Raw genomic sequence first — 22,788 nt, forward strand, 5'->3', positions numbered from 1 at the left:
ACACCGAGGGCTTGAAAAGCCTCGCGGGGCCCCCAACGTTGAACTCACGTAATAAAACACCAGCACCGTGTCGTAATAACCGCGGTGCCACTTGTATTTGTGTGCCAATAGCAGGAGACACCCCACCATGACGGTTGAAACCCGGAAAGAAACCCTTGGTTTTCAGACCGAAGTGAAGCAACTGCTTCAACTGATGATCCACTCCCTCTATTCCAACAAGGAAATCTTCCTGCGGGAGCTGATCTCCAACGCCTCCGACGCGGAAGACAAGCTGCGCTTCGCGGCGCTCAAGGACGACAGCCTCTACGAGGGTGATACCGATCTGAAAATCCGCCTCGACTATGACGCCGAGGCCGGTACCGTCACCATCACCGACAACGGTATCGGTATGAGCCGCGACAACGTCATCCAGAACCTGGGTACGATTGCCAAGTCCGGTACTGCCGAGTTCCTCAAGCAGCTGTCCGGCGATGAGAAGAAAGACAGCAAGCTGATCGGCCAGTTTGGTGTGGGCTTCTACTCGTCCTTTATCGTTGCCGACCGGGTGGAAGTGTTCACCCGCCCTGCCGGCGCTCCGCAGAGCGAGGGCGTGCACTGGGAATCAGCCGGTGATGGCGAGTTCACCATCGAGAATGTGGACCTGCCGGGCCATGGCACCCGTATTGTGCTGCACCTCAAGAAAGACGAGAAGGAATTCGCAGACGGCTGGCGCCTGCGCAACCTGGTCAAGAAATACTCCGACCATATCTCCTTTCCGGTGGTCATGAAGGCCGAATCAGAGGAAGAAGGCAAAAAGGACGAGGACGAAACCGTCAACGACGCCACCGCCTTGTGGACGCTGCCGCGCAACGAGATCAAGGATGAGGAGTACAAGGAATTCTATAAGCACGTTGCCCACGACTTCGAGGACCCGCTGACCTGGTCCCACAACAAGGTGGAAGGCAAGCTGGAATACACCAGCCTGCTGTACGTCCCCAAGCGGGCACCGTTTGACCTGTATAACCGCGACGCTCCCCGTGGCCTGAAGCTGTATGTGCAGCGTGTGTTCATCATGGACGACGCGGAGCAGTTCCTGCCCCTGTACCTGCGCTTCACCAAGGGTGTGATCGACTCCAACGACCTGTCGCTCAACATTTCCCGCGAAATCCTGCAGAACGACAGCACCGTGGAGTCCATCCGCAATGCCATGACCAAGCGGGTGCTGGACATGCTGTCCAAGCTGGCCAAAAAGCAGCCGGAGGACTACCAGACCTTCTGGAACGAATTCGGCACCGTGCTCAAGGAAGGCCCGGCGGAAGACTTCGGCAACCGCGAGAAGATTGCCGGCCTGCTGAGGTTCGCGTCCACCCATACCGGCGACAGCACCCAGAACGTCTCCCTGGACGACTACATCGCCCGCATGAAGGAAGGTCAAAACAAGATCTACTACATCACGGCCGACAGCTACACCGCCGCCAGCAGCAGCCCGCACCTGGAAGTGTTCCGCAAGAAGGGCATTGAAGTACTGATCCTGTCCGACCGCATTGACGAATGGATGATGGGCTACCTCAGCGAGTACGACGGCAAGCAGCTGCAGGACGTGGCCCGTGGTGACCTGGATCTGGGTGAGGTGGAAACCGAGGAAGACAAGAAGGAACAGGAAGAGGCATCGAAAGAGCACGAAGGCCTGATCGAGCGCCTCAAGACCGCCCTCAATGACCGGGTCCAGGAAGTGCGCGTGACCAAGCGCCTGACCGACTCACCTGCCTGCCTGGTGGTCGGCCAGTTTGACATGGGCGCCCAGATGAAGAAGATCATGGAAGCCGCCGGTCAGAAAGTACCGGACAGCAAGCCCATCTTCGAGGTCAACGTGGACCACCCGCTGGTGCAGCGCCTGGAAACCGAACAGGGCGAAGAGCGCTTCAACGAGCTGTCTGCGGTCCTTTTCGACCAGGCCACCCTGGCCAGTGGCGAGCAGCTTGATGACCCGGGGGCCTATGTCAGCCGGCTTAATCGGCTGCTGCTGGAGCTGTCGAACTAACGGCTCCGACAAGCCTCCAAAGCACGGGTATACTCCATAGCTCTGGGGTGTGGCTCGGGATCCTTTTATGGGACCTTCAAAAACAGGGACGTTTTTGAAGAGCCTACAGGGACGTATTCACGGCGTGTCCCATAAAAGGATCCCGAGTCACACAAACTCCCGGATTCAAGTACTCAACTAACCATGCAACAGATAATAGTGGACATTCATGTCAGCCCTGACGAGTGGATCAAGCTTTACAACGGGCAGGCGACCGATGTCCGTACGACGGCCCGGGACGGACGCTCCGTTCGTTTCCCGGCCCGTATTCTCTCCCGCTTCTACCTCCGTGATGGCATTCACGGCACCTTCCGCATCCTGTTTGACGACCAGGGCAAGTTTTCGTCCGTGGAACGGCTTGGGTAGCAGTTGTCTATCCCGCTATCCGTCGCTACCAGGGTCGATAAACAAAAACTTTTGTTATAGTGCCTTTAATTAATTTTAACTCTGTCTCGTCGTCCGGTTATTGTTTCGGTGTACCGGTTAAAGCAGGAGTTGCCCTATGTCAGTCAGTACCCGGATCGTTTCTGTATTGTGGAGAGAGACGACAAGCATTCTGGGTGACTACTTTCTCAATTACGCCATGGCCCAGGGGCGCAATCCTGTAGAAGGAAACCCGGTTGGCGATGTCCCCATAGGGTCTCGCTATGACGACGTTAGGAAAGATTCAAGCAGGCTTTGATACATGGCCTATATTGAACGATGCCCCAATGAAACAGAGGATCTGCCCATAACGCAGATGCGAACGCAGTAAATCAGGAGAGACAGATGAGCGACAATAACAGTGGTGGAAAATGCCCGGTAATGCACGGGTCCAACACGCAGGAGAGAGCAGATGTTGTGGCCTGGTGGCCGGAGAACCTGAACCTGGACATCCTGCATCAGCATGATAATAAGACCAATCCCATGGGCGAAGATTTCGACTATCGGGAAGAGGTCAAAAAGCTCGACTTTGAAGCGCTTGAAAAAGACATGCATGAGCTGATGACCAACAGCCAGGAATGGTGGCCAGCGGATTGGGGCCACTATGGCGGTCTGATGATTCGTCTGGCATGGCACGCTGCCGGCACCTACCGCCTCGCCGACGGTCGGGGCGGCGCAGGAACCGGCAACCAGCGTTTTGCGCCGATCAATTCCTGGCCCGACAATGTCAGCCTGGACAAAGCGCGTCGTCTGCTTTGGCCGCTCAAGAAAAAGTACGGCAACAAGATCAGCTGGGCCGACCTGTTCGTTCTGGCCGGCAACGTTGCTTACGAATCCTTTGGCCTGAAGACCTTTGGCTTCTCCTATGGCCGTGAGGATATCTGGCACCCGGAGAAAGATATCTACTGGGGCGCGGAAAAAGAGTGGCTTGCGCCGTCAGACAGCCGTTACGAAGATGTCGAAAAGCCGGATACCATGGAAAACCCCCTTGCAGCGGTACAGATGGGTCTGATCTATGTAAATCCGGAAGGCGTGAACGGCGTACCGAACCCGCAGAAAAGCGCCGAGCAGGTACGCGTGACCTTTGCCCGCATGGCAATGAACGACGAAGAAACGGCTGCCCTCACTGCCGGTGGCCACACCGTCGGCAAGACCCACGGTAATGGTGATGCAGAAAAACTTGGACCAGAGCCAGAAGGCGCCGATGTGCATGAGCAGGGCCTGGGCTGGTACAACCCCGATCTGCAGGGTAAGGCAACCAATGCGGTAAGCTCTGGCCTTGAGGGTGCCTGGACCACCAATCCGACCGTCTTCGACATGGGTTACTTTGACCTGCTGTTCGGCTATGAGTGGGAGCTGACCAAGAGCCCTGCCGGGGCGAACCAGTGGGAGCCGGTGAATATCAAGGAAGAAGACAAGCCGGTTGACACCACCGACCCGTCCATCCGCCGCAATCCAATGATGACTGATGCGGATATGGCGATGAAGGTGGATCCGTCGTATCGCGCGATCTGCGAGAAGTTCATGGCGGATCCCGAGTACTTCAAGGACTGTTTCGCCCGTGCCTGGTTCAAGCTGACCCACCGGGACATGGGGCCAAAGGCCCGTTACATCGGTCCGGGCGTACCGGCTGAAGACCTGATCTGGCAGGATCCGGTTCCGCAGGGCGACACCAACTACATTGAAGAAGTGGTCAAGGAGAAAATCGCCGAGGCTGGTCTGAGCCTTGATGAACTCGTCTCGACGGCGTGGGACAGTGCCCGTACCTACCGCGGCTCTGACATGCGCGGTGGTGCCAACGGTGCCCGCATTCGCCTGGCTCCACAGAAAGACTGGGAGGGCAATGAGCCGGAACGCCTGGCCAAGGTGCTGAAGGTGTACGAGAAAATCTCTGCCGATACCGGTGCAAGCATCGCAGACGTGATCGTACTGGGTGGCAATCTGGGCATCGAGATAGCTGCGAAGGCTGCAGGACACGACGTTCACGTGCCGTTCCTCAAAGGCCGTGGTGACGCCACAGACGAGATGACGGATGCCGAGTCCTTCGAGCCGCTGGAGCCACTGGCTGACGCCTTCCGCAACTGGCAGAAGAAGGATTACGTGGTCAAGCCGGAAGAAATGCTTCTGGACCGCGCCCAGCTGATGGGTCTGACTGCGCCGGAAATGACCGTTCTGCTCGGTGGTATGCGGGTGCTGGGCACCAACCACGGTGGCACCAGTCACGGTGTCTTCACGGATCGCGTTGGCCAGTTGACCAACGACTTCTTCGTGAACCTGACCGATACCGGCAACCTCTGGGAGCCCACTGGCAAGAACTCGTACAATATCGTGGATCGCCAGAGCGGCAACAGCAAGTTCACCGCGACCCGTGTGGATCTGGTGTTTGGTTCCAACTCCATTCTCCGCTCCTACGCCGAGGTGTATGCCCAGGATGACAACGAAGAGAAGTTCGTGAAGGACTTCATCGCTGCCTGGACCAAGGTCATGAACAACGATCGCTTCGACGTTCAGGCCTGAAACTGATCCGGCGCCCTCAGGGGCGCCGGTTTTTCCTTCTGTCATCTCCCCCGCATTTTCCTTACAATTGCCTCCCGCTTAGATCCTGATCAATTCATTCCGGGAGCATCCATGCGAATTACCCTGGCCCCCATGGAAGGCCTGGTCGACGCGCCAATCCGTGAAACCCTGACCGGGGTGGGCGGAATCGACCGCAGTGTGACCGAGTTTATCCGGGTCACCCATGGCATGTTGCCTCCCCGTATCTTCTACAAGTATGCCCCTGAACTTCATCACCAGTGCGAGACCAGTGCAGGCACACCTGTGGCCATTCAGTTGCTGGGTTCCGATCCGGAGATGATGGGACTGCACGGTGAGCGGGCGGTTGAACTGGGTGCCCGCCAGGTGGACATCAACTTCGGCTGCCCGGCCAAGACCGTTAACAAGCACAAGGGTGGCTGTGTGCTGATGCGCGAACCGGAGCTGATGCACGCGATTACCGCTGCCGTGCGCAAGGCCGTGCCCGAACACATCCCGGTGACCGCCAAGATGCGCCTGGGCTATGACGATCGCTCCATGGGCATCGCCTGCGGTCAGGCCCTGCAGGACGCTGGCGCCGCCGAGCTGGTGATCCATGCCCGCAGCAAGGTGGACGGCTACCGGCCACCAGCCTACTGGGAAGACATCGCCCGGGCCCGGGAAGCTCTCTCCATTCCGGTCATCGCCAACGGTGAAATCTGGACCGTGGAACAGTACTGGCGCTGCCGGGAGGTGTCCGGCTGCGACGAGGTCATGATCGGGCGCGGTCTGATTGCCCGCCCCGACCTTGCCCGCCGGATCAAGGCCAGCCAGAACGGGGAAACCATTGCCCCCATGACCTGGCCGGAAGTGGTGGCCCTGGTCGAGGATTACGCCGCCGCCCTGCAGACCCGGCTGGAGGATCGCTTCGTCACCGGCCGCATCAAGCAGTGGCTTAACTACCTGCGGACTGGTTTCCCGGAAGCCGAACAGCTATGGCCCCGGGCGCGGAAAATCCGCGAAGTGACGCCCATGCTGGCATGCCTTGACGGCGATAGGCGTAATCTGAAAGTCGCCTGATCCGGCGCCGTTCCTGTCGATCACGGATTGCTCCAGCACCCTCTGATGACTTCTCTGTCTTTATCGTAATCTTCGCCAAAGCGCCGGTGGTTATTCACCTTTCGCCGGACTCTCCGTGAATTCCGCCTTGAAGTTATGCTCACCCGGGTCAAAGGTTACAGGTAGACATTCCGCTTGTTCAGCTGACGGAGGTAAGCCGATGACCGCTACAAAGGAAAAGGAAAGCTCCACCCCAAAGGCAACCAATAAGCGGGGTACAAGCGCAAGGCGCGTGTACCTTGTTGATGGCGCCAGAACGCCGTTCCTGAAAGCCAGGGGGCGGCCGGGGCCTTTCTCGCCGGTCGATCTGGCGGTTCAGTGCGGCAGGCCCTTGCTGATGCGACAGGGAATACCCGCAGACGCCTACGACCAGGTGATCCTGGGTTGCGTGAACGTGATCCCGACGGAGATGAACCCTGCCAGGGTCGCGGCGCTCCGGCTGGGCATGGGAGAGGCCATGCCAGCGTTTACCGTGCAGATCAATTGCGGCTCCGGAATGCAGTCCCTGGATACCGCCTACAAATACATCCGTGAGGGCGGCTCCGATCTCATCCTCGCCGGAGGTACCGAAGCGCTCAGTCATGCCCCCATGGTGCTGAGTCGGGATGCGGTGGAATGGCTGGCAGACTTCAACAGCGCATCGTCACCCGGCGATTACGCCCGCCAGGTGACGGGCTTTTCGCCCGGTGATTTCAAACCCGAGATCAGCCTGGAGCAGGGACTCACCGATCCGATCGCGGGCCTGAGTATGGGGCAGACCGCCGAAGTGCTGGCCCAACAGTTCAATATCAGCCGCAAGGCGGCGGATGAATACGCGGTGAGCAGTCACCAGCGCCTGGCCAGGGCTGCCGATGAGGGGTGGCTGGATGATGAAGTGATACCGGCGGTCGCGCCCGACGGTACGCTCTACAAATACGATGACGGCGTCCGGCCTGACAGCTCGGTGGAGAAGCTTGCGGGTCTCAAGCCGGTCTTCGAACCTCCCCATGGGAAGGTAACCGCGGGCAACAGTTCCCAGGTCACCGATGGCGCGAGCTGGATGATACTCGCCTCGGAAGAAGCGGTGAAAAAGTATGGCCTGGAGCCGAAGGCGGTCATCGTCGACAGCGAGTGGTCGGCGCTGGACCCGAAAATCATGGGACTAGGCCCGGTACTGAGTGCCAGTGCCATTCTCAGGCGCCAGGGCAGTGGCCTGAATGATATCGATCTGTGGGAGATCAACGAAGCCTTCGCGGCGCAGGTGCTGGCCTGCCTCGAGGCCTGGGACGATCCGGAGTTCAGTCGCGCCGCGTTCGGAACCGACAAGCCCTTGGGGCGCCTTGATCCGGAACGCCTGAATGTGGACGGCGGCGCCGTGGCGATCGGCCACCCGGTGGGCACCAGTGGCAACCGCATCGTACTGCATCTTATGAATGCCCTGCGCCGCAAGGGGCTGAAGCAGGGCATCGCCACGGAATGCATTGGCGGCGGACAGTCCGGGGCGATGATGATCGAAGCTCTGTAATGCCGACTTGTTCTTTATCCGGACAGTCTCACATGAGAATCAGGAGGACACGATGACCGGCCATATTCTTCAAGCACTGTCGGCCCGCGAAATGGAAAGGGGTCCCAGTCAGCAGACAGATAGCCCGCAATGGAAACACTGGAAACTGGCCGAGGGCGAGCAGGGCATTGTCTGGCTGACCTTCGACAAACAGGATACCTCCGCCAATGTGGTCTCCACTGAGGTACTGGAGGAACTGGAAGCCATTCTCGAGAAGCTTCACCTGCAGCCCCCCAAGGGCCTGGTGATTCGCTCCACCAAAGCCAGCGGGTTCTGCCTGGGCGCGGACATTGGCGAGTTCCGCAAGCTGGAATCCCGGGATGAGGCTGCAGAAAAGCTGGCCCGCGCCCATGAGGTGGTGAATCGTCTCGACAATGCGTCCTACACCACGGTAGCGGTGATCCACGGCGCGTGCCTGGGCGGTGGCCTTGAACTGGCACTGGCCTGCAACTACCGCATTGCCGTACCAGGGGCCAAACTCGGCTTCCCGGAAGTGAAACTGGGGCTGCACCCCGGACTGGGCGGCACCGCCCGACTCACCCGCCTGATCGACCCCATGGAAGCCATGACCCTGATGTTGACCGGCAAGACGGTGCCCCATCAGAAGGCCGAAAAGCTGGGTATGGTCGACCAGGTGGTGGAGGAACGCCATGTGGCGTCAGCGGTTGCCGCCGCCGTTGCCGGTGACATTGATCCTGCCGGGCACGGCCTGCGGGGCAGGGTGCTCAGTACCCGGCCGGCGCGGCAGCTGGAAACACGGCAGATGCGTTCGAAAGCCGCCGAGAAGGCGCCGCCGGAACACTACCCGGCACCTGAAGCGCTGATCCGGCTGTGGGAAGAACACGGTGGTGATGATGAGGCGATGCTGCGCGCAGAGGTGGACTCCTTTGCCGAGCTGCTGATGACCGACACCTCCCGGAATCTGGTGCGGGTGTTCTTCCTGCAGGAAACCATGAAAGGCCTGACACGCACAGAGGCAGAACCCGTTAATCACATTCATGTGGTGGGTGCCGGTGAAATGGGCGCCGACATCGCCGGCTGGTGTGCCTACAACGGGCTGTCCGTCACCCTGTTCGACATGGAGCCTGAAAAAGTGGCGGCGGCAGTGGCCAAGCTGGCCGATCTGTGTAACCGCAAGCACCGCACACCAGCGCAACGCCGGGATATTCTTGATCGTCTGACGCCGGATTTTGGTAACCACGGTATCGAACATGCGGATCTGGTGCTTGAAGCGGTACCGGAAAAGGTCGAGATCAAGCAAAAAGTGTACGAGGAAGCCGAGGCTCGGATGAAAGATTCGGCTATCCTGGCTACCAATACCTCCAGTATTCCCCTGGAGACTCTTCGCGACAAGCTGAAGGATCCCGGCCGGCTGGTGGGTCTGCACTTTTTCAATCCGGTGGCGATGATGCCGCTGGTGGAAGTGGTCAGCCATGACAAGGTCAAACAGGCTATCGTCAAGCGGGCGATGGCCTTTACCGGTCAGATTGATCGCCTGCCAGCGCCGGTAACGACGGCTCCCGGCTTCCTGGTGAACCGGGTACTGACACCCTACCTGGTGGAAGCCATGGTCATGCTGGACGAGGGCATTGCCGCCGAAACCATCGACCGGGAGGCGGAGAAGTTCGGCATGCCGGTCGGTCCGGTGGAGCTGGCGGATCAGGTTGGTCTGGATATCTGCCTGAGTGTTGCCAATATGCTTCGCGACAGGCTGGATACGCCGATGCCCCCGCCGCCGGCATGGCTTGAGGAGAAAGTGGAAAACGGCGACCTCGGCAAGAAGACCGGCAAGGGGCTGTATCATTGGAAAAAGGGCAAGGCCGAGAAAGAGAGCAAGGTGGCGGACGCGCCCGATGACACCATTGACCGGCTATTGCTGCCGATGCTGAATGCCTGCAGGGCGTGCCTGCGAGAGCAGGTTATCGAGAGCGAGGATCTGGCCGATGGCGCCATGATCTTTGGCACCGGCTTTGCGCCTTTCCGGGGCGGGCCCATGGCCTATGCCCGTAAGTGGGGGTCGGCGGATATCCGTCAGGCGCTGGAAGCCCTGGCCAATCGTTATGGTGACCGCTTCGGTCCCGACCCCGGCTGGGCAGAGGATGAAAGCGGGCGTTCGTCGGAACAGTCCTGAAAACAGGCTGCCCATCAGACCCGGCCGTCACTCTGGCGCCAGATACAGTCGCCAGGACCGGGGTCAGCCCGGTATGTTGTCGGCGTTATTGAGGTGATCGTTGCGGGACATGGTCGGGCGGGGATCCGGCAGAAAAAGGAAAGGCTATGAAGGTTCTGGTATCAGTGGTGATTGGTCTGAGTCTGATCGTTGCGGCCTCATTGCTGAGGGACGGGCTAACGGAACTGCGCACGGGTGACCGCTATGTCACCGTCAAGGGGGTCGCCGAAAAAGAGGTCACCGCCGACCTTGCCCTGTGGCCCATCCGTTTTGCGGCCAGCGGAAATACCCTTGAAGCCGCTCGGGAGAAAGCGCGCAGCAGCCGTGATGGAGTTATGGCCTTCCTGTCCCTTCAGGCGATCAGCGAGGAGGCTGTGGAGCTTCAGCGCATGGATGTTGTGGACACCCAGGCCAACAACCCCTATCAGCCGGAAAACGGCGCCCGCAAGGTCATTATCACGCAGGTGTTGATGGTGCGCACCGATGAGGTGGACAAGGTTCGGCAGGCGGCCCGGAACGTGAGTGACCTGGTGGATTCCGGCGTTGTCCTGTCCTCCGATTACGGTCCTGCCGGCCCGACCTATCTGTTCACCCGTCTGAATGACATCAAACCGGAAATGATTTCCGAGGCGACACTGGCCGCCCGCGAGTCGGCCCAACAGTTTGCTCGGGATGCGGATGCCGAACTGGGCGGCCTGCGCCGGGCCAACCAGGGCGTTTTCCAGATTCTCGCCCGGGACCAGGCTCCGGGGGTAACGGCGGACCAGCAGCCGTTCAAGACGGTGCGGGTGGTGTCCACCTTTGACTACTACCTGCAATAGTCACCCTGACAGGGAATCCAGTGATTCGCCGGTGTACTGCTGCCTGAGCAGCGCCACCGCCGACTCACCAAAGTGATCGAACCAATAGTCTCCCAGGGATTTCAGGTTGCTGATGTTCTTGCTGGAGACATTGTCCATGTCATCCGACACCGTCAGCGGGAAACCGGGCATCTTCGCGAGAGGCGAATTTACCCGGATATACTGCCCGGGGCTGCAGAAGGTCATGGCCTGATAGGCCGATACCTGCTCGTCGCCCAGTAAGCTGATGATCTTGCCTTTGGTGAACCAGCCGATCGCCCCCCAGCTTTGGGAATCCCGGCCAGAGGTATACCGGGTGGGTTTTCCCGTGCCCACGGACAGCACCTGGAGGTTATCCAGGCGGGCCCCGTCGCAATGGCGAAGCGCCTCGGCCATGGCGCAGACACTGGGGTTGTTACTGATAACACCACCGTCAATGAGCCAGTCCTGGTCGCCGGTCTCCAGGTAGCGCACTCGCTTGGTGGGGAAGTAGGTGGGGGCGGCAGAGGATGCATCCACCACCTCGCTGCTGCGGAGTTTCCGGTACTCGGGTCTGGTACTTTTCAGCACCACCGGATGGTTGCATTCCACGCCGTGGGCGATTGCCAGAACGTGCTTTCCGTCGGGCACATCCGCCAGGGTGCGGGTACCGAAATAGTCCCTCAGCACTTTTGTCTTGCCTTTGGCTTCGTACTTGGGGGCATTGATGCCGTCAAGTTCGAACCAGCCCTTGTTTTCGGAAAAGATCCTGTTCGCCAGTTTCGGATTATACAGCTCGGAGATGGTCTCCATGGTGAGATCCGTGGTGGCCAGGGCCACCGCAATAATGGCTCCGGTACTGGTGCCGGCCCAGAGGTCAACGGTGGACTTCAGGTCCAGGTTATCCTTTTGCAGTTCCTTTTCCACCAGGGTCAGAAACCGGGCGGTGGCAGCCCCGCGGATGCCTCCGCCGTCCAGCGCAAGAATGGTCTTTTTCATGACACCCCCTTTCGGTGGCAACCTTCCAGGGCTGCGTTTCCCATGGATTCCCGGTGAGGATCGCCAAGGATGCGGGTCATGTCGCTATCAGGGAGATCCGCTGTCGGATCTGATCCGGAAGATAGCGTAGTTGCCGTTGGCCTGGGCGACAAGAACGTCATCCACAAACAGCCGGGATTCAAGGTTGGCAATGGTCTTGCCCTTGTTGACCATTTTGGTCTGGCACACCACCTTGCCTGCAAACACCGGTTTGAAGTAGCTCATCTTGATCTCAATTGTGGCACATACCTGTCCTTGTTCCAGCGTGGGATAGAGGGCAGAACCCATGCCGGTATCGGCCAGTGCATAGAGCACGGCACCATGTGCAACATTATTGGTGTTCATATGCTTGTCGCCAATTCGGATACTGTTGGTACTCCAGCCTGGCTCGCTTTTCTCCATGACCATATCGATAAGGTCCGGAAACGGGTGTTTCATCATGTGCCGTCAGCCTTGTTGGGGTGTCGTTATTGTCGGTTGATCACGGCGGTGCCACTGCAACGGTAAAGAGGATAGCCTGCAAAGGATTCCGGGCAAAGGCTACCTTGTCCTTATACATGCGGGGCATTGATGCCGTCCAGCTCGAGCGAGCCCCGGTACGGTGCAGGGTTTGCTCATCGGCTTTGCTGGCTTTGCTTCTCGCGTAGCCGTGTTGACTGCGAGTCGGTGTTGTTCAGAGGTCGCCTAGGCGTGATGGTGATGCATTCGATAGGCGCGATAGAAGTTGGCCACGCCTCCCGCAAGGAACAGTACGCTGGCAAAAATGAACTGACCGGCCAGGTAAATAAACAGTTTTTGCGTCAGGTTGGATTGGTCGACAGACCAGAGGTAGGGAATCGAGGGGACCAGAAACAGAATTGAGCCAATGACGAAACAGATGGCGACCGCATTCAGGAGTTGCAGGCCAATCAGCGTGCCTGCCTCGGTAATCTGAGTCACGCTTATCGTGGCGCCGGCCGCAAACAGGGCGCTGCCGATGATGAAACCCCAGGCCCCCCAGTCTTCCTTCAAAACGCTGGGCAAAAAACAGATGCTGCCTAGCAGGAAAAGCGCACTGGCGATGACGTAGCCTGTCAAAGTAAGGAACTCCAGAATCGTCTTGCTGCCGCGTTGCCTGTTGATCCGGTAGAAAATGAGCGTTTCGGCGAAATCGTGCAGGGAAACCGCCAGATAGATCAGCGAACCGATGATGAACAACCAGGCGCCTGCCGCGGAATACTTCTGGAACGTGGGCAGGAAAAAGACGCTGCCTACAACGAAGCAAAGTGCTCCGAAGATGTAGGTCGAGGCATTTACCCCTTCCCAGAAAAAGCTCGTCGACCCTGACTTGTAGCTACGTCTTCGATTCGTAATGTGATGGGCCATGAAAACCTCACCCCGCATCCATATATGTCCCGGCTACCTCCCTTGATATGGCACTACATTGCTTCTTTGGTGCCACGCCTGATTAGCCACGGTCCTTTGCAGCCTCTATTGCCTGCTCCGCCTCCCTGATGATTGCCCTTTCTGTCTGAGGCGCAGGCATTGCACCACGTCCACTGATACGGCAGAGCCGCCCCACAAACGGATAGTGGTCGGATCCGAACGCTGACAGTCGCTCCAGGGACAGCGTAGCGAACCCTGCCTCGTGGAAAATGTGGTCGAGTGGCCAGGACATCCACCAGGACCTCGCATTGAACGTTGGAAGATACCCGTAACCACGGCGAGGCTCCTGAAGGTTCCCGATCTGGCGCATTTCCTTGACGGCAGTCTCCCAGGGGGTCGCATTGAAATCACCCGCGACGATCCCCGTCCGCTCGCTCTCTCGTAGAAGTAACGCTGCCTTATAGAGTACCGCGTCACGGCCTAACGTCGTACCTGGCTGAGACGGTAAGGGTGGGCGTGGGTGAACCCCGAGAAAGTCCACCGTTTCTCCACTGGCCAGCGTGACACCGGTGACAACGTGGGGGGTGTCCTGTCCAGCCAGGAATCTGATCTCCGGAGATTCAAGAGCCAGGCGGGAAAACAGATGAATGCCGAAGGTTGAGTCCGAAACGTGGGAAACAGTATGGGGCATGGTCTCCTCCAGCGGAGCCAGGGCCTGATTCCACTTTTCATTCGTCTCCATGGCCAGAAACAGATCTGGCTGTACCTCACGGACCAGATCAAGCAGACGGCCGTCAGGGTCACTGCGCATCTTGACGTTTGCGATCATGACCGACATGGCGCTTCCGGATGGGCATTCAGTTACCGGGAAGTCCTGCCCCGTCTGAAAGTAAGGGTACAAGACAACCCCATGGTAGCCGAGAGCACTGACAATAAGGATGAGCGCCAGGCCCGCGATTTTCCGGAAATACCGGAAATAAAGTATCACTGGGACTGCCAGGATCAGCAGCGCTATCCCCGCTTGCAGCCGGGGAAAATCCAGAATGCGAATCCACCAGCGATTGGACTCGATCAGAGGAACGAAGCTCAGCGTCGCGAGCAGCAGAACGATCAGAAACACTAATCCGAACGCGACCTTGTGTTTTACTCTTCCCTGCCGGGTGTTTTCCGAGTCTTGTGTCACAGCACTTCTCCCTTGCTGGCAGTCCGTCAACTGACCCGTTCCGCGTGCTCACCGAAAGCAACCGGCTGGCCTCCATCTTGCTCTGCTCCGGCGTGTTCCTGCCGGCACTGCCTGATTTCCCGAAAACACCATCCACTATCTTCGTTGTCAGTACTGACTCGTGAATAGCCCCGGGTGATGCACTCCGATGGGCCTTTCGTTCGACCCGCTATCAACAGCTACGACACCATGTTCGCCAACGAACAGATAGCGGGGGAACTCTCGCATATTCTCGATCTTGGAGCAGCAAGGAAATAGCCCATACAAGGAGCTGCCCCCTGAGGTGGCGCACAGACAGTGACGTCCTCATCTCCGAAGACATTTCGCAGCATCCTGACACAGGAAAATGTGCAAAAGAGGAAAACCTTATGAAACTTCCGCAATCCGTTTCCATTCTAGCCCTCGCAATTGCCTCCGTCACGGTATCGGCTCAAGCGGAAACAAATACCGGCAATGTAACCGCTATCAGCGAGTGGAATTATGACACCATCTATGAAGAGGGTGGCATGACAGCTGACAGCTTAATGGACGCAGAGGTTATCAGCGCGGATGATGAAGAAATCGGTAGCGTCGAGAACATACTTCTGAACGACAAGAACCAGATCGTTGCCGTTATCGCTCAGGTTGGCGGCTTATGGGACATTGGCGATACACACGTCCTGGTGCCATGGGAAGAGGTTGAAGTTAGCGAGGATGGCGTCTCGATTCCCGTCCATGAAGACAATGTTGATAACTATGGTCTGTTCGAAGAAGAGTATGTGACGAAGGACGATCTTTCTTACGTATCTCAAATAGACGATGACCCCACTGCTGGTTTCAGGATCTGGAAACTTACCGACCTACTGGATGACTATGCAAGTGTCGGGGAAGGTACCGGCTATGGTTACGTCGACAACGTGCTGTTTACCGAAGACGGGGAAGTCCAGGCTGTCGTCGTTGAAGCCGATAGCGCCTACGGTGGCGATACCTATGCCTACCCCTTCTATGGATTCGGTAGTGGATGGGATCCCAGCTACGCTACCTACACGCTTCCCTACGATGAAGCCGATCTGGACGATGCAACAGCGTTTGACTACGACGAGTACGATGGCTTGTGGGATTAACATCGCCAAGCCTGCATGCAGCAGGTAGCCGAACGCAACTGAACTAGTGTTTTGGTAAGGGGAGAGACCATCTCCCCTTTTTTGCTGGTTTATCACATGTTGTGGAAGGACAGTGCAACCAACGGATGGAAGTGCTCTGCATCGCGTTACCCAAGAGGTATCCTCTGTATTCAACCCAACAGTTTATTGTACTCCTCATGCCTGTCGACGATATTGGCCAATTGTTCCAGGGGGGCTCTGAGGCGCAGATACTCGGCTTCCTGTAAATCGAGTGAAGTAATGGCAAGACCATAGGTGTTGGCCCCGAAGTCCCACAGTAGGCCATGCCAACGCTCGTCCACCAGGCGGGCAATCCAGCCAAGCGCATTGAGAATCGCCACCTGGGTGGTATTGTCCTTACTCCCATAGCGACTCAGCTCCTGGAACGCCCCCAGCAGGTAGTGCTCAAATCCTGGCTCCCGGGCCAGTAACCGCAGGTCCTGCTGGCTATAGAAGGCGTTGCGGTCCGCACTGAAGTGGGACAGCCTCACGAGGAGGACGGACATGTGGTGAATCGAAGCGGCGGCCGTGTAGGGGTCGTTATTCGCTGGTGGAAGCGCCCTCAGGCCGATTTCGGCCACTTTGCGAATGCCAAAACCGATGTCCTGCCAGCTTTTGGGCTCGTCATCAACGTGGACAAGATCGGTGTAGCTCTCCGGTTCTGCTGCGCTGGCGTTATCACCGATCAGTGTCATAAGCGGCAGGCCTTCCAGTACGAAGTCTCCTACAGCCACCTCCAGACGCACCACCAGATCGTCTGAAACGGCCTTTGCTATCAGGCTGTCGAGCGCAATCGTGACCACGTAACCGGAAATGGGCGAGGTAACCATGACTCCCGGTTTTTTCCATGCAGGGTCATTCTGACTGATGTATTGGCGCATTCGATTGACGTCCCGCTTCAGCATATGATCTATGGTCGCTCTCGTCTCGTCAGCAATATAGCCAATCAGGTTGTTGACCCGAAGCCAACTCGCGGTGTGATTCAGGAGAAAAACAAAGGCAGCGATTCCCGCCAGCGCCCACAGCACCGCAAGGAGGGGTGTCCCGAGCAATTGGTAAGCTTTTTCTTCACTAATGATCAGCGTGGCCGCAACACAGAAGGTGAAACCGCTGCTGAAAAGCGCCAGAACATGCTGCGTGGCCCGGCTGGAGACAAAGTCCTGTAGCACCCGAGGTGAGAACTGAGCCGAATACGTCGTCAGCACAATGAGAATGGCGGAGAATGTGATCGTTGTCATTGTGAGGATGCCGCCTGCCAGCGAGTTCAACATTTCAGTGGTGCGACTCAACGAAAGCGGCGCAATACCGAGCAGCGAGGTATCAGGGGTTAACTGGTAATCCAGAAGAACGACTGCAATAGCGAAAATGAGCGCAACAGCATTATAGATGGCTGGAATAAACCAGAAGCTTTCCTGAATGGCCTTGATACGCGCTTCATTCATGTTGGGTCCTTCCTGAATGAGATCCTTGTACCGAGAGTTTAACTATAGCCACTACTGATGCAACTGGCACAACGGTACCCCTGGCCAGGTGCAACAGCGTTACGATGTATCAGTAGACCTTATGGGCAGTCAAAGTCTCATCGACATGCTGCGAGGTACTCGGATAAGCTATTTTATAGTGCTGTATACCTGCGAGCCCTGGCCAGGGAGACCTGCATTGCCTTCCCCTCAAACGTTCGCTGTCTACCTTGCCGGCCCGGAAGTGTTCCTTGAAGAGGCGCAACGGAAGGAGATTATTGCGGAGAAGCAGCGGATTCTCCAAAACCTTGGCATGACGGGCCTGGATCCCATGGACAATGAACTGGCCCAGCCTGAAGACGCGCCTGCGATGGCCAGGGCACAGGAAATCTATCAGGCCAACGTCAACCTGCTGCACCGGTGTGATGGCGCACTGGTCAACCTGACGCCGTTCCGGGGGCCCAGTGCTGACGCGGGCACCGTATTTGAAACCGGCTACCTCGCCGCCCTGGGGAAGCCCATGATGGGTTACACCCTGTACCCGGGAGACTACGAGGAACGTGTGGCCCAGCCGGGTGCTGCCGGTCTGGATGAGTTCGGGTGCTCAGTGGAGGACTTCGGGCAGGTGGACAACCTGATGATTGAATCGGCGATCCTGTCACTGGGTGGCCGGGTGATTCGGAGTGCTCGTAAAGTCCGGGAAGGCGAACTGGCATTTGATCGGGAGGTATTCCGTATTGCGGCGACGGCCCTTGCCGAGAAGCTTCGGCAAGGGCCGTCGGGGTGACAGGCTAGCCGGCTTCTTCCTCATAATGAGGGTAGGAGTGCTTCAGCGTGGCATGATTCAGCAGCATCTCTGCTTTCAGGTTTTCGCCGGAGGCATCATAGATACGTGAACGAACCCAGTAGGACTCGGTGCGTTTGCTTTCGGACAGGGCGACGATTTCCCGCCGGATCAGGTAGTCCTCGCCGACAAACAGCGGGCCATCAACCATGCGGATTTCCTGATCGGCAAACAGCCCAACCACCGGCTGCTTGACCGGAAAGGCGGCGTCCTTGCTGGTGTATTCTGCCAGCACGCTGACCATTTCAAGTGGAATAATCGGGCGTTTCCAGGGAGTGGCGTCTCCGTCACGATACCAGCTTGAGTCTTCGGTAATCTTCTCCAGTTTCTGGTTCAACGAGAAAGGATACAGGTTGCCCATGTTCTGGTCCGGATCCATACGCACCGGTTCGTCGTCCGCGCCCTTCATGCCCACGTGCAGGTCTGACAGGATCACCAGTTTCTCCGGCTCGCGCAGGCGCGCCATGCGCTGATCCAGCAGGGTATCGCCATCGTCCGGTCCGAGACTGGCACTGGCCTCCAGCACCGGGGTGCCATCGGCCTTCTCCGCCCAGGCCCTGACTTTGTTAGCGCCGGGTTCGGGGCGTTCAATAAAGGCCCGGACACTTTCTCCCTCGACCACCATGTTCTGGAAATGGGCGGAGAAACACCCCCGTTCGAACCAGTCCTGCCCCCAGACAGCGGCGAGCAACGGCACGAACTGGCTGAAATGGGTAGGGCCTTCAATGGGCCCCGCCGTAAAGCCAAGCTTTTCTGCCATGTTGTCGTCGTGGATGGAGGTATGGCCGCTGTATTCCTGATCCGCCAGCATCTGCCGGGGCTCCCGCAGGGGGCCACAAAGATAGAGTGGGGTATCAAAGCTCATGGATCGATCCTTATTGTCGAATATTGCCAATACAAGGTTTGCGTTCGCTCTATTATGCCAGCGCTCAACCATACGTTATCCCCGTGAATCACCAAAGAGGGTCGGCGATCCCGCCGGGTTGGACAAGCGGGAAAAGGTTATTTCACCTCAATCCGGTTGCTGACCTGGTCGATCTCGCTGTGCTCTCTTACCAGGTCTTCCGTCCGCTGTCGCTGGGTGGCTTTTTCCACAAAGCCTTCGAGCAGGATACGGTCCTCACTGACAGTAACGTCAATGGCAGACCCGGCAAGGTCCGGTGCTTCCAGCAGCACGGCCTTTAACCGGACTGCCTCGGCGGCGTCCTGCTGAGTGTTTTCGCCCGCAAAACCGGCGCAACCGCTGAAAACGATCATGCCCGATACCAGCACAACGTTTAGCCAGTCAGATCTCACCATTGCCGGTTTCATTGCTGCCATCCTCCTCGCTGTCGATTGCCTCACCGGCGCGGCTGACCAGTCCGTCGCAATAGGGAACCTCATTGCCTGATCCCACGTCCAGCAGGGGCAGTAGGGCCACGACAGGGCTGGCGAGTGCAGCGAGTGCGACGCTGGTCCCTGCCCGCAGTGCAAGGCTGCCTTCGTTCAACCCGGGGGCAATGTTGTTAAGGGTGCCGCCGAGCTGTAGCGGCGTACCGGCCGAGAGCGGGCTCATGTCCTTTGGGTGGGCATGGATGACCAGATCCAGTCGTTCCGTGTCCATGCTCACTGTTCCGGTGCCGGTGAATGTGGTATCGGTGGTATCGACGGCAAGGGTATCGAGTCTGATCAGACCTTCCCGCGCTTGCAGGTCCATGTAGGCGCAGTCTATGGGTATGGGATCACGCACAGTTAACCAGCTCAGGAATGCTTCAGCGACGTCAAGCCCCGCCAGTTCGACCATCAGGGCATTGAGCCTGCCTCCGGTCATGAGCATCACCAGGCCACCATCCGCCGACCCCAGCAGGTCAGCCACGGAAGCCCCGGTCACCCAGAACTTGCCCTGGCCGCCGACAGTGCCGACAGTGCCTTCGGCAATGGACCATTCGCGCAGTGCCTCGCTGAGATTGACCGCTTTCGCCTCCAGTTGCAGGGTGCCTTCCGGTGGGGCCGGGGTGGTATCGAGGTCAAGGCTGAAATCCACGTGGCCATCGCCGACACCGAAACGAACCGGATCGAGTACGGCCAGGCCTTCGTTCAGCGTAAAGTCGATAACAACGTTGCTCAGTGGTATGCCCGCCGCCCGCACCGATTCTCCGCGGTAATGGACATCGGCTGTCAGTTTTCGCCAGTCGTCGGACACGAGGGGTTCATCCGGCAGGATATAGCGGTCGCCGGACGTTTCGGCGGAGTCTGTCGACCCGGATGTTCCGGGCTCCGCGCCAACCAGCCCACCGAGATCCTCGATATCCACGGATCTGGAGTTCAGGTCAGCTGTCAGTCGGGGCGGTCGGGAGTCCGTATCAAAGAATATCTGGCCACCGATGTCACTGTTGCCGACTTCGCCTGTGAGACTGGTGAATGCCCAGCGCTGGTCCTTGAGTGACAGGTCGCCAGACACTGAATACCGGGGCAGCTCCGGCAGGGGCAGCCCCAGCAGGCGGGTCAGGCGCTGGGGATTGGGCCCTTCCAGCTCAAGCCGGAGATCCAGCCCCTTGAGTGCCAGTGGTCGGAGTATGGAGCCCCGGATGTCGATCTGGCTGCCCACGATATCGCTCGACAGATCAAGGGCGTAAGGGCGTTCCGGGTCGCGGGCGTCCAGCAAAGGATCGCCTCGAAACGTCAGGGAAAAGGGCGCGCTGTCGTATTGGCCTTCGCCGTCAACATGGAACGCCTGCTCACCGGAACCCAGCCCCCGGGTCTGCAGGTTGAAGGTCATGTCCGTACCGGCCGGGCGATCGGTGAATTGCAGCGCGGACGGCTCGAAGGCAAGTCGGCCGATAGAGGGCAGAAGCACATCCTGGCGCTGCTCGCCAGGGGCTGCCTCGGTGATTTGCAGGTCGAGCTCGCCCGACAGCTTGCCCAGGCGCTCCTCCATCGCAGTGAATGTATCGCCCAGCCGGCCCAGGGCGATGTCATCAAACCGGGCCCTGATGACCCCGGAAGCTGGGCGGTCAGTGGCGTCCAGTACCAGGGTGCTGTCCCAGGAGCCGCCGGCGATATTAAAGGTCAGGGGTGTGATTTCGAGATTGCCTGACCGCAGGCTTGCAGCCACGTCCAGATTCGCCAATTCCATTTCGTTGGTCAGCACCAGCGTGTCCGCTTGCAAGGCGAGTTCGCCATTGAAGGCCCGCAGGGCTGCCAGCGGCGACCCATTATCGGATGCGCCGGCACTGCTGGTGGAAGTAGCGGGGTTTTCGTCGCCGGCGATAAACCGGGCAAGCTCGATACGCCCCGCGTTCAGGTCGATGTCGACCCGGGGCGGGTCGGCGTTGGTGAAGTGAACCTCGCCAGCCAGTTCAGTGTCACCGAGGGTGCCATCCAGGGAGGTGACGGACCAGCGCTGATTGTCACGACTCACACGGCCGGACAGGCGGTATTCAGGCAGCGGTGGCAGCACCGGCCCGACCCATTGCTCAAGGTCCCGTCCATCAGTGCCCTTGAGTACCAGTTTGCCGGTAAAGGTCGCAGGGGAGATGATCGCCCCCAGCCGGGTATCAGCCCAGGCCGTTAGCTGGCCGGATTGCGCGTGTGCCTTCAATGGATACGCCGCCAGGCCGTCCAGCAGCCGGGGAAACGGGGCTCCCTCGAGCGTCATGTCCAGCGGCTTACCCTCGAACCGGCCGGCGACCGAAAGCACGGGTGCAGGAGGCTCGCCAGCCCTCTTCAGAGTGAAGTCGAGATCGCTGACAGGCCCGGCCAGCTGTTCCGTTGTCTGATAGGTCGCCAGGGCCTTGCGAATTGCCAGGTAATTCAGCAATACCCGGGGTTTCAGGGAAGGCGATTGTGCAATCTGGTCAAGGCTGAGGTCGAACTCGGCATCAAGAATATGGCCCGCTTCCTGGTCCATACCCAGCTCTTGCAGGTCAACGCCGCGGCCATTGATCTGGGCATCGGCGGTAATGAAGTCCGGGGTGCTGGTCAGGCTCGCGGTGGCCTCGATGCGACCTCCGGCTATGCCGAAGCTCAGATTTTCGAGTATCAACCTGTGCCGGGCCAGGTCGACGTTGGCCTCGATATTGTCCAGGGTGACCGGCTGCAGACTCATCTTGCCCACCGTCAGCCGCAGGTTGCCCGCCATTGCCGGTAAAACCGGTATTGAAATGCCGGTCTCATCGGATGGTTCCGGTGGTGTCGGCATGGCGGCCAGAAATTCGGGAACGTTGATGGAGGGCGAGTGCAGCTCACCGTCCACAATAGGCGGACTGGTCCCGGTATCCAGATCCAGCTGACCGGTGATCTCGACGTCGTTTACCCGGGCCTGGATATTGCTCAGTTGCCATTGGCCATCGGTGAACCCCGCAAGGTAATCGGCAGACAGTTCTACAGGCAGCCCCTGGCCCTCGTCACCAGTGCCAGGGCTGGCCACGGCCTCCACTGAAATACTGTCCCTGGATACTTGCAGAGAGGGCAGCGACAGAACCCTCGCGGTATCGGTTCCCGGGGCCAGATAACGAATCTCTGCTTCCGACACGTTAAGCTGCCGGATCGTGACGGGTGGGCCGCCGCTGTCAGGGTCTTTATCGCCCGTTTCCCCGGTCTGCCCCGATGACGTCATGGCCGGCAGCAGCCAGTTGCCGGGCTTTTGATCTCGGTCTTCCAGGTACAGGGTGGGGTTCGTTATGTCGACCTCGTCCAGCACCAGATCCCCACTGATCAGGTTAGTGACCGAGGGCGTGATCTCAAGCTTCCGGATCGTGAGCATCTCGGGCGCCTGCGCCCAGTCAGCGTTGGCGAAGGCAAGTTGTTCCAGTTCGATATGAGGACGGGGCAGCAGGCCCAGGTACACGTCACCCCTGATCTCCAGGTTGCGACCGGTGGCTGCTTCAACACGTTCGGTGATGGGGGCTTTGAGGAAGTTCCATGGCATCAGCGTCACCACCACAACGGTGACGACAAGCAATGCAACTATGCCTGCCAGCACCCATCCCAGAGTCTTGAGCAGTGCTTTTGGCATTGTCGGGTAGTCCTTTGGTATTTTACTCAACATAGTCAAAGGGGGCCGCGTTGACCAGTTAGCGGTCTTTGAATG

The 22,788-nt window shown here is 58.6% G+C and carries 17 protein-coding genes; 9 read left to right on the forward strand and 8 right to left on the reverse strand.

Annotation, left to right across the window (positions count from 1 at the left end):
- Positions 1-127 precede the first annotated feature (127 nt).
- The 7 genes from htpG (at position 128) to IE079_RS05285 (ending at position 10,649) form a co-directional block, all read left to right on the forward strand.
- Positions 128-2,020 (forward strand): molecular chaperone HtpG, encoded by a 1,893-nt coding sequence (gene htpG / locus IE079_RS05255; protein WP_189573884.1) that lies wholly within the window; start codon positions 128-130, stop codon positions 2,018-2,020.
- 183 nt (positions 2,021-2,203) lie between these two features.
- Entirely contained in the window at positions 2,204-2,425 is a 222-nt protein-coding gene (locus IE079_RS05260) for a DUF2835 domain-containing protein (protein WP_189573887.1), read from the forward strand.
- Between the two features lie 402 nt (positions 2,426-2,827).
- The gene (gene katG, locus IE079_RS05265) at positions 2,828-4,999 is read left to right on the forward strand and encodes a catalase/peroxidase HPI (protein ID WP_189573890.1); all 2,172 of its coding nucleotides are present in this window, start codon (positions 2,828-2,830) and stop codon (positions 4,997-4,999) included.
- A gap of 111 nt (positions 5,000-5,110) precedes the next feature.
- Positions 5,111-6,076, forward strand: a complete 966-nt coding sequence (locus IE079_RS05270; RefSeq protein ID WP_189573893.1) for a tRNA dihydrouridine synthase — start codon at positions 5,111-5,113, stop codon at positions 6,074-6,076.
- Between the two features lie 199 nt (positions 6,077-6,275).
- Complete coding sequence (locus tag IE079_RS05275; protein ID WP_189573896.1) at positions 6,276-7,619, forward strand: acetyl-CoA C-acetyltransferase; 1,344 nt, start codon at positions 6,276-6,278, stop codon at positions 7,617-7,619.
- Between the two features lie 52 nt (positions 7,620-7,671).
- Positions 7,672-9,789 (forward strand): 3-hydroxyacyl-CoA dehydrogenase NAD-binding domain-containing protein, encoded by a 2,118-nt coding sequence (locus IE079_RS05280; RefSeq protein WP_189573899.1) that lies wholly within the window; start codon positions 7,672-7,674, stop codon positions 9,787-9,789.
- 146 nt (positions 9,790-9,935) lie between these two features.
- Positions 9,936-10,649: an SIMPL domain-containing protein gene (locus IE079_RS05285; protein ID WP_189573901.1), complete on the forward strand. Its 714-nt coding sequence runs from the start codon at positions 9,936-9,938 to the stop codon at positions 10,647-10,649.
- Here IE079_RS05285 and IE079_RS05290 read toward each other — a convergent pair whose 3' ends face one another.
- From IE079_RS05290 to IE079_RS05305, 4 genes are all read right to left on the reverse strand, one after another.
- Positions 10,650-11,645: a patatin-like phospholipase family protein gene (locus IE079_RS05290; RefSeq protein ID WP_189573905.1), complete on the reverse strand. Its 996-nt coding sequence runs from the start codon at positions 11,643-11,645 to the stop codon at positions 10,650-10,652. It abuts the gene before it with no gap.
- Between the two features lie 87 nt (positions 11,646-11,732).
- A complete protein-coding gene (locus IE079_RS05295) occupies positions 11,733-12,125 on the reverse strand; it encodes a PaaI family thioesterase (protein ID WP_189573907.1) in 393 nt (130 codons plus the stop codon).
- 243 nt (positions 12,126-12,368) lie between these two features.
- Positions 12,369-13,049: a YrhK family protein gene (locus tag IE079_RS05300; protein WP_189573910.1), complete on the reverse strand. Its 681-nt coding sequence runs from the start codon at positions 13,047-13,049 to the stop codon at positions 12,369-12,371.
- Between the two features lie 82 nt (positions 13,050-13,131).
- Positions 13,132-14,232 carry an endonuclease/exonuclease/phosphatase family protein gene (locus tag IE079_RS05305; protein WP_189573913.1) on the reverse strand — a complete coding sequence of 367 codons (1,101 nt, stop codon included), beginning with the start codon at positions 14,230-14,232 and terminating at the stop codon, positions 13,132-13,134.
- Between the two features lie 407 nt (positions 14,233-14,639).
- Here IE079_RS05305 and IE079_RS05310 point away from each other — a divergent pair, with 407 nt between their 5' ends.
- Positions 14,640-15,374, forward strand: a complete 735-nt coding sequence (locus tag IE079_RS05310; RefSeq protein WP_189573916.1) for a PRC-barrel domain-containing protein — start codon at positions 14,640-14,642, stop codon at positions 15,372-15,374.
- A gap of 170 nt (positions 15,375-15,544) precedes the next feature.
- Here the strand turns inward: IE079_RS05310 and IE079_RS05315 are convergent, their stop codons facing one another.
- Complete coding sequence (locus IE079_RS05315) at positions 15,545-16,855, reverse strand: DUF2254 domain-containing protein (protein WP_189573919.1); 1,311 nt, start codon at positions 16,853-16,855, stop codon at positions 15,545-15,547.
- 217 nt (positions 16,856-17,072) lie between these two features.
- Between IE079_RS05315 and IE079_RS05320 the strand changes: the two genes are divergently transcribed.
- Positions 17,073-17,660 carry a nucleoside 2-deoxyribosyltransferase gene (locus IE079_RS05320; RefSeq protein WP_189573922.1) on the forward strand — a complete coding sequence of 196 codons (588 nt, stop codon included), beginning with the start codon at positions 17,073-17,075 and terminating at the stop codon, positions 17,658-17,660.
- A gap of 4 nt (positions 17,661-17,664) precedes the next feature.
- On the opposite strand, the gene IE079_RS05325 is transcribed toward IE079_RS05320, so the two are convergent.
- The 3 genes from IE079_RS05325 to IE079_RS05335 all read right to left on the reverse strand — a co-directional run bounded on the left by IE079_RS05325 (position 17,665) and on the right by IE079_RS05335 (position 22,713).
- Positions 17,665-18,582 (reverse strand): hypothetical protein, encoded by a 918-nt coding sequence (locus tag IE079_RS05325; RefSeq protein ID WP_189573925.1) that lies wholly within the window; start codon positions 18,580-18,582, stop codon positions 17,665-17,667.
- A gap of 137 nt (positions 18,583-18,719) precedes the next feature.
- Complete coding sequence (locus IE079_RS05330) at positions 18,720-19,028, reverse strand: BON domain-containing protein (protein ID WP_227712329.1); 309 nt, start codon at positions 19,026-19,028, stop codon at positions 18,720-18,722.
- Positions 19,003-22,713, reverse strand: coding sequence for an AsmA family protein (locus tag IE079_RS05335; protein ID WP_189573931.1), 3,711 nt, complete (start codon positions 22,711-22,713; stop codon positions 19,003-19,005). Before IE079_RS05335 ends, IE079_RS05330 begins: the two co-directional genes overlap by 26 nt.
- Positions 22,714-22,788: the final 75 nt, after the last annotated feature.

The sequence above is a fragment of the Marinobacter zhanjiangensis genome, assembly GCF_014651935.1.
GTDB lineage: Bacteria > Pseudomonadota > Gammaproteobacteria > Pseudomonadales > Oleiphilaceae > Marinobacter > Marinobacter zhanjiangensis.

What these genes read in the sequence shown, in the direction of transcription:
- IE079_RS05335 (WP_189573931.1), bottom strand. Translation starts at nt 22,713, where the DNA reads ATGCCAAAAGCACTGCTCAAGACTCTGGGATGGGTGCTGGCAGGCATA.
- IE079_RS05285 (WP_189573901.1), top strand. Translation starts at nt 9,936, where the DNA reads ATGAAGGTTCTGGTATCAGTGGTGATTGGTCTGAGTCTGATCGTTGCG.
- IE079_RS05310 (WP_189573916.1), top strand. Translation starts at nt 14,640, where the DNA reads ATGAAACTTCCGCAATCCGTTTCCATTCTAGCCCTCGCAATTGCCTCC.
- htpG (WP_189573884.1), top strand. Translation starts at nt 128, where the DNA reads ATGACGGTTGAAACCCGGAAAGAAACCCTTGGTTTTCAGACCGAAGTG.
- IE079_RS05260 (WP_189573887.1), top strand. Translation starts at nt 2,204, where the DNA reads ATGCAACAGATAATAGTGGACATTCATGTCAGCCCTGACGAGTGGATC.
- IE079_RS05295 (WP_189573907.1), bottom strand. Translation starts at nt 12,125, where the DNA reads ATGATGAAACACCCGTTTCCGGACCTTATCGATATGGTCATGGAGAAA.
- IE079_RS05290 (WP_189573905.1), bottom strand. Translation starts at nt 11,645, where the DNA reads ATGAAAAAGACCATTCTTGCGCTGGACGGCGGAGGCATCCGCGGGGCT.
- IE079_RS05330 (WP_227712329.1), bottom strand. Translation starts at nt 19,028, where the DNA reads ATGAAACCGGCAATGGTGAGATCTGACTGGCTAAACGTTGTGCTGGTA.
- IE079_RS05275 (WP_189573896.1), top strand. Translation starts at nt 6,276, where the DNA reads ATGACCGCTACAAAGGAAAAGGAAAGCTCCACCCCAAAGGCAACCAAT.
- IE079_RS05315 (WP_189573919.1), bottom strand. Translation starts at nt 16,855, where the DNA reads ATGAATGAAGCGCGTATCAAGGCCATTCAGGAAAGCTTCTGGTTTATT.
- katG (WP_189573890.1), top strand. Translation starts at nt 2,828, where the DNA reads ATGAGCGACAATAACAGTGGTGGAAAATGCCCGGTAATGCACGGGTCC.
- IE079_RS05300 (WP_189573910.1), bottom strand. Translation starts at nt 13,049, where the DNA reads ATGGCCCATCACATTACGAATCGAAGACGTAGCTACAAGTCAGGGTCG.
- IE079_RS05280 (WP_189573899.1), top strand. Translation starts at nt 7,672, where the DNA reads ATGACCGGCCATATTCTTCAAGCACTGTCGGCCCGCGAAATGGAAAGG.
- IE079_RS05270 (WP_189573893.1), top strand. Translation starts at nt 5,111, where the DNA reads ATGCGAATTACCCTGGCCCCCATGGAAGGCCTGGTCGACGCGCCAATC.
- IE079_RS05325 (WP_189573925.1), bottom strand. Translation starts at nt 18,582, where the DNA reads ATGAGCTTTGATACCCCACTCTATCTTTGTGGCCCCCTGCGGGAGCCC.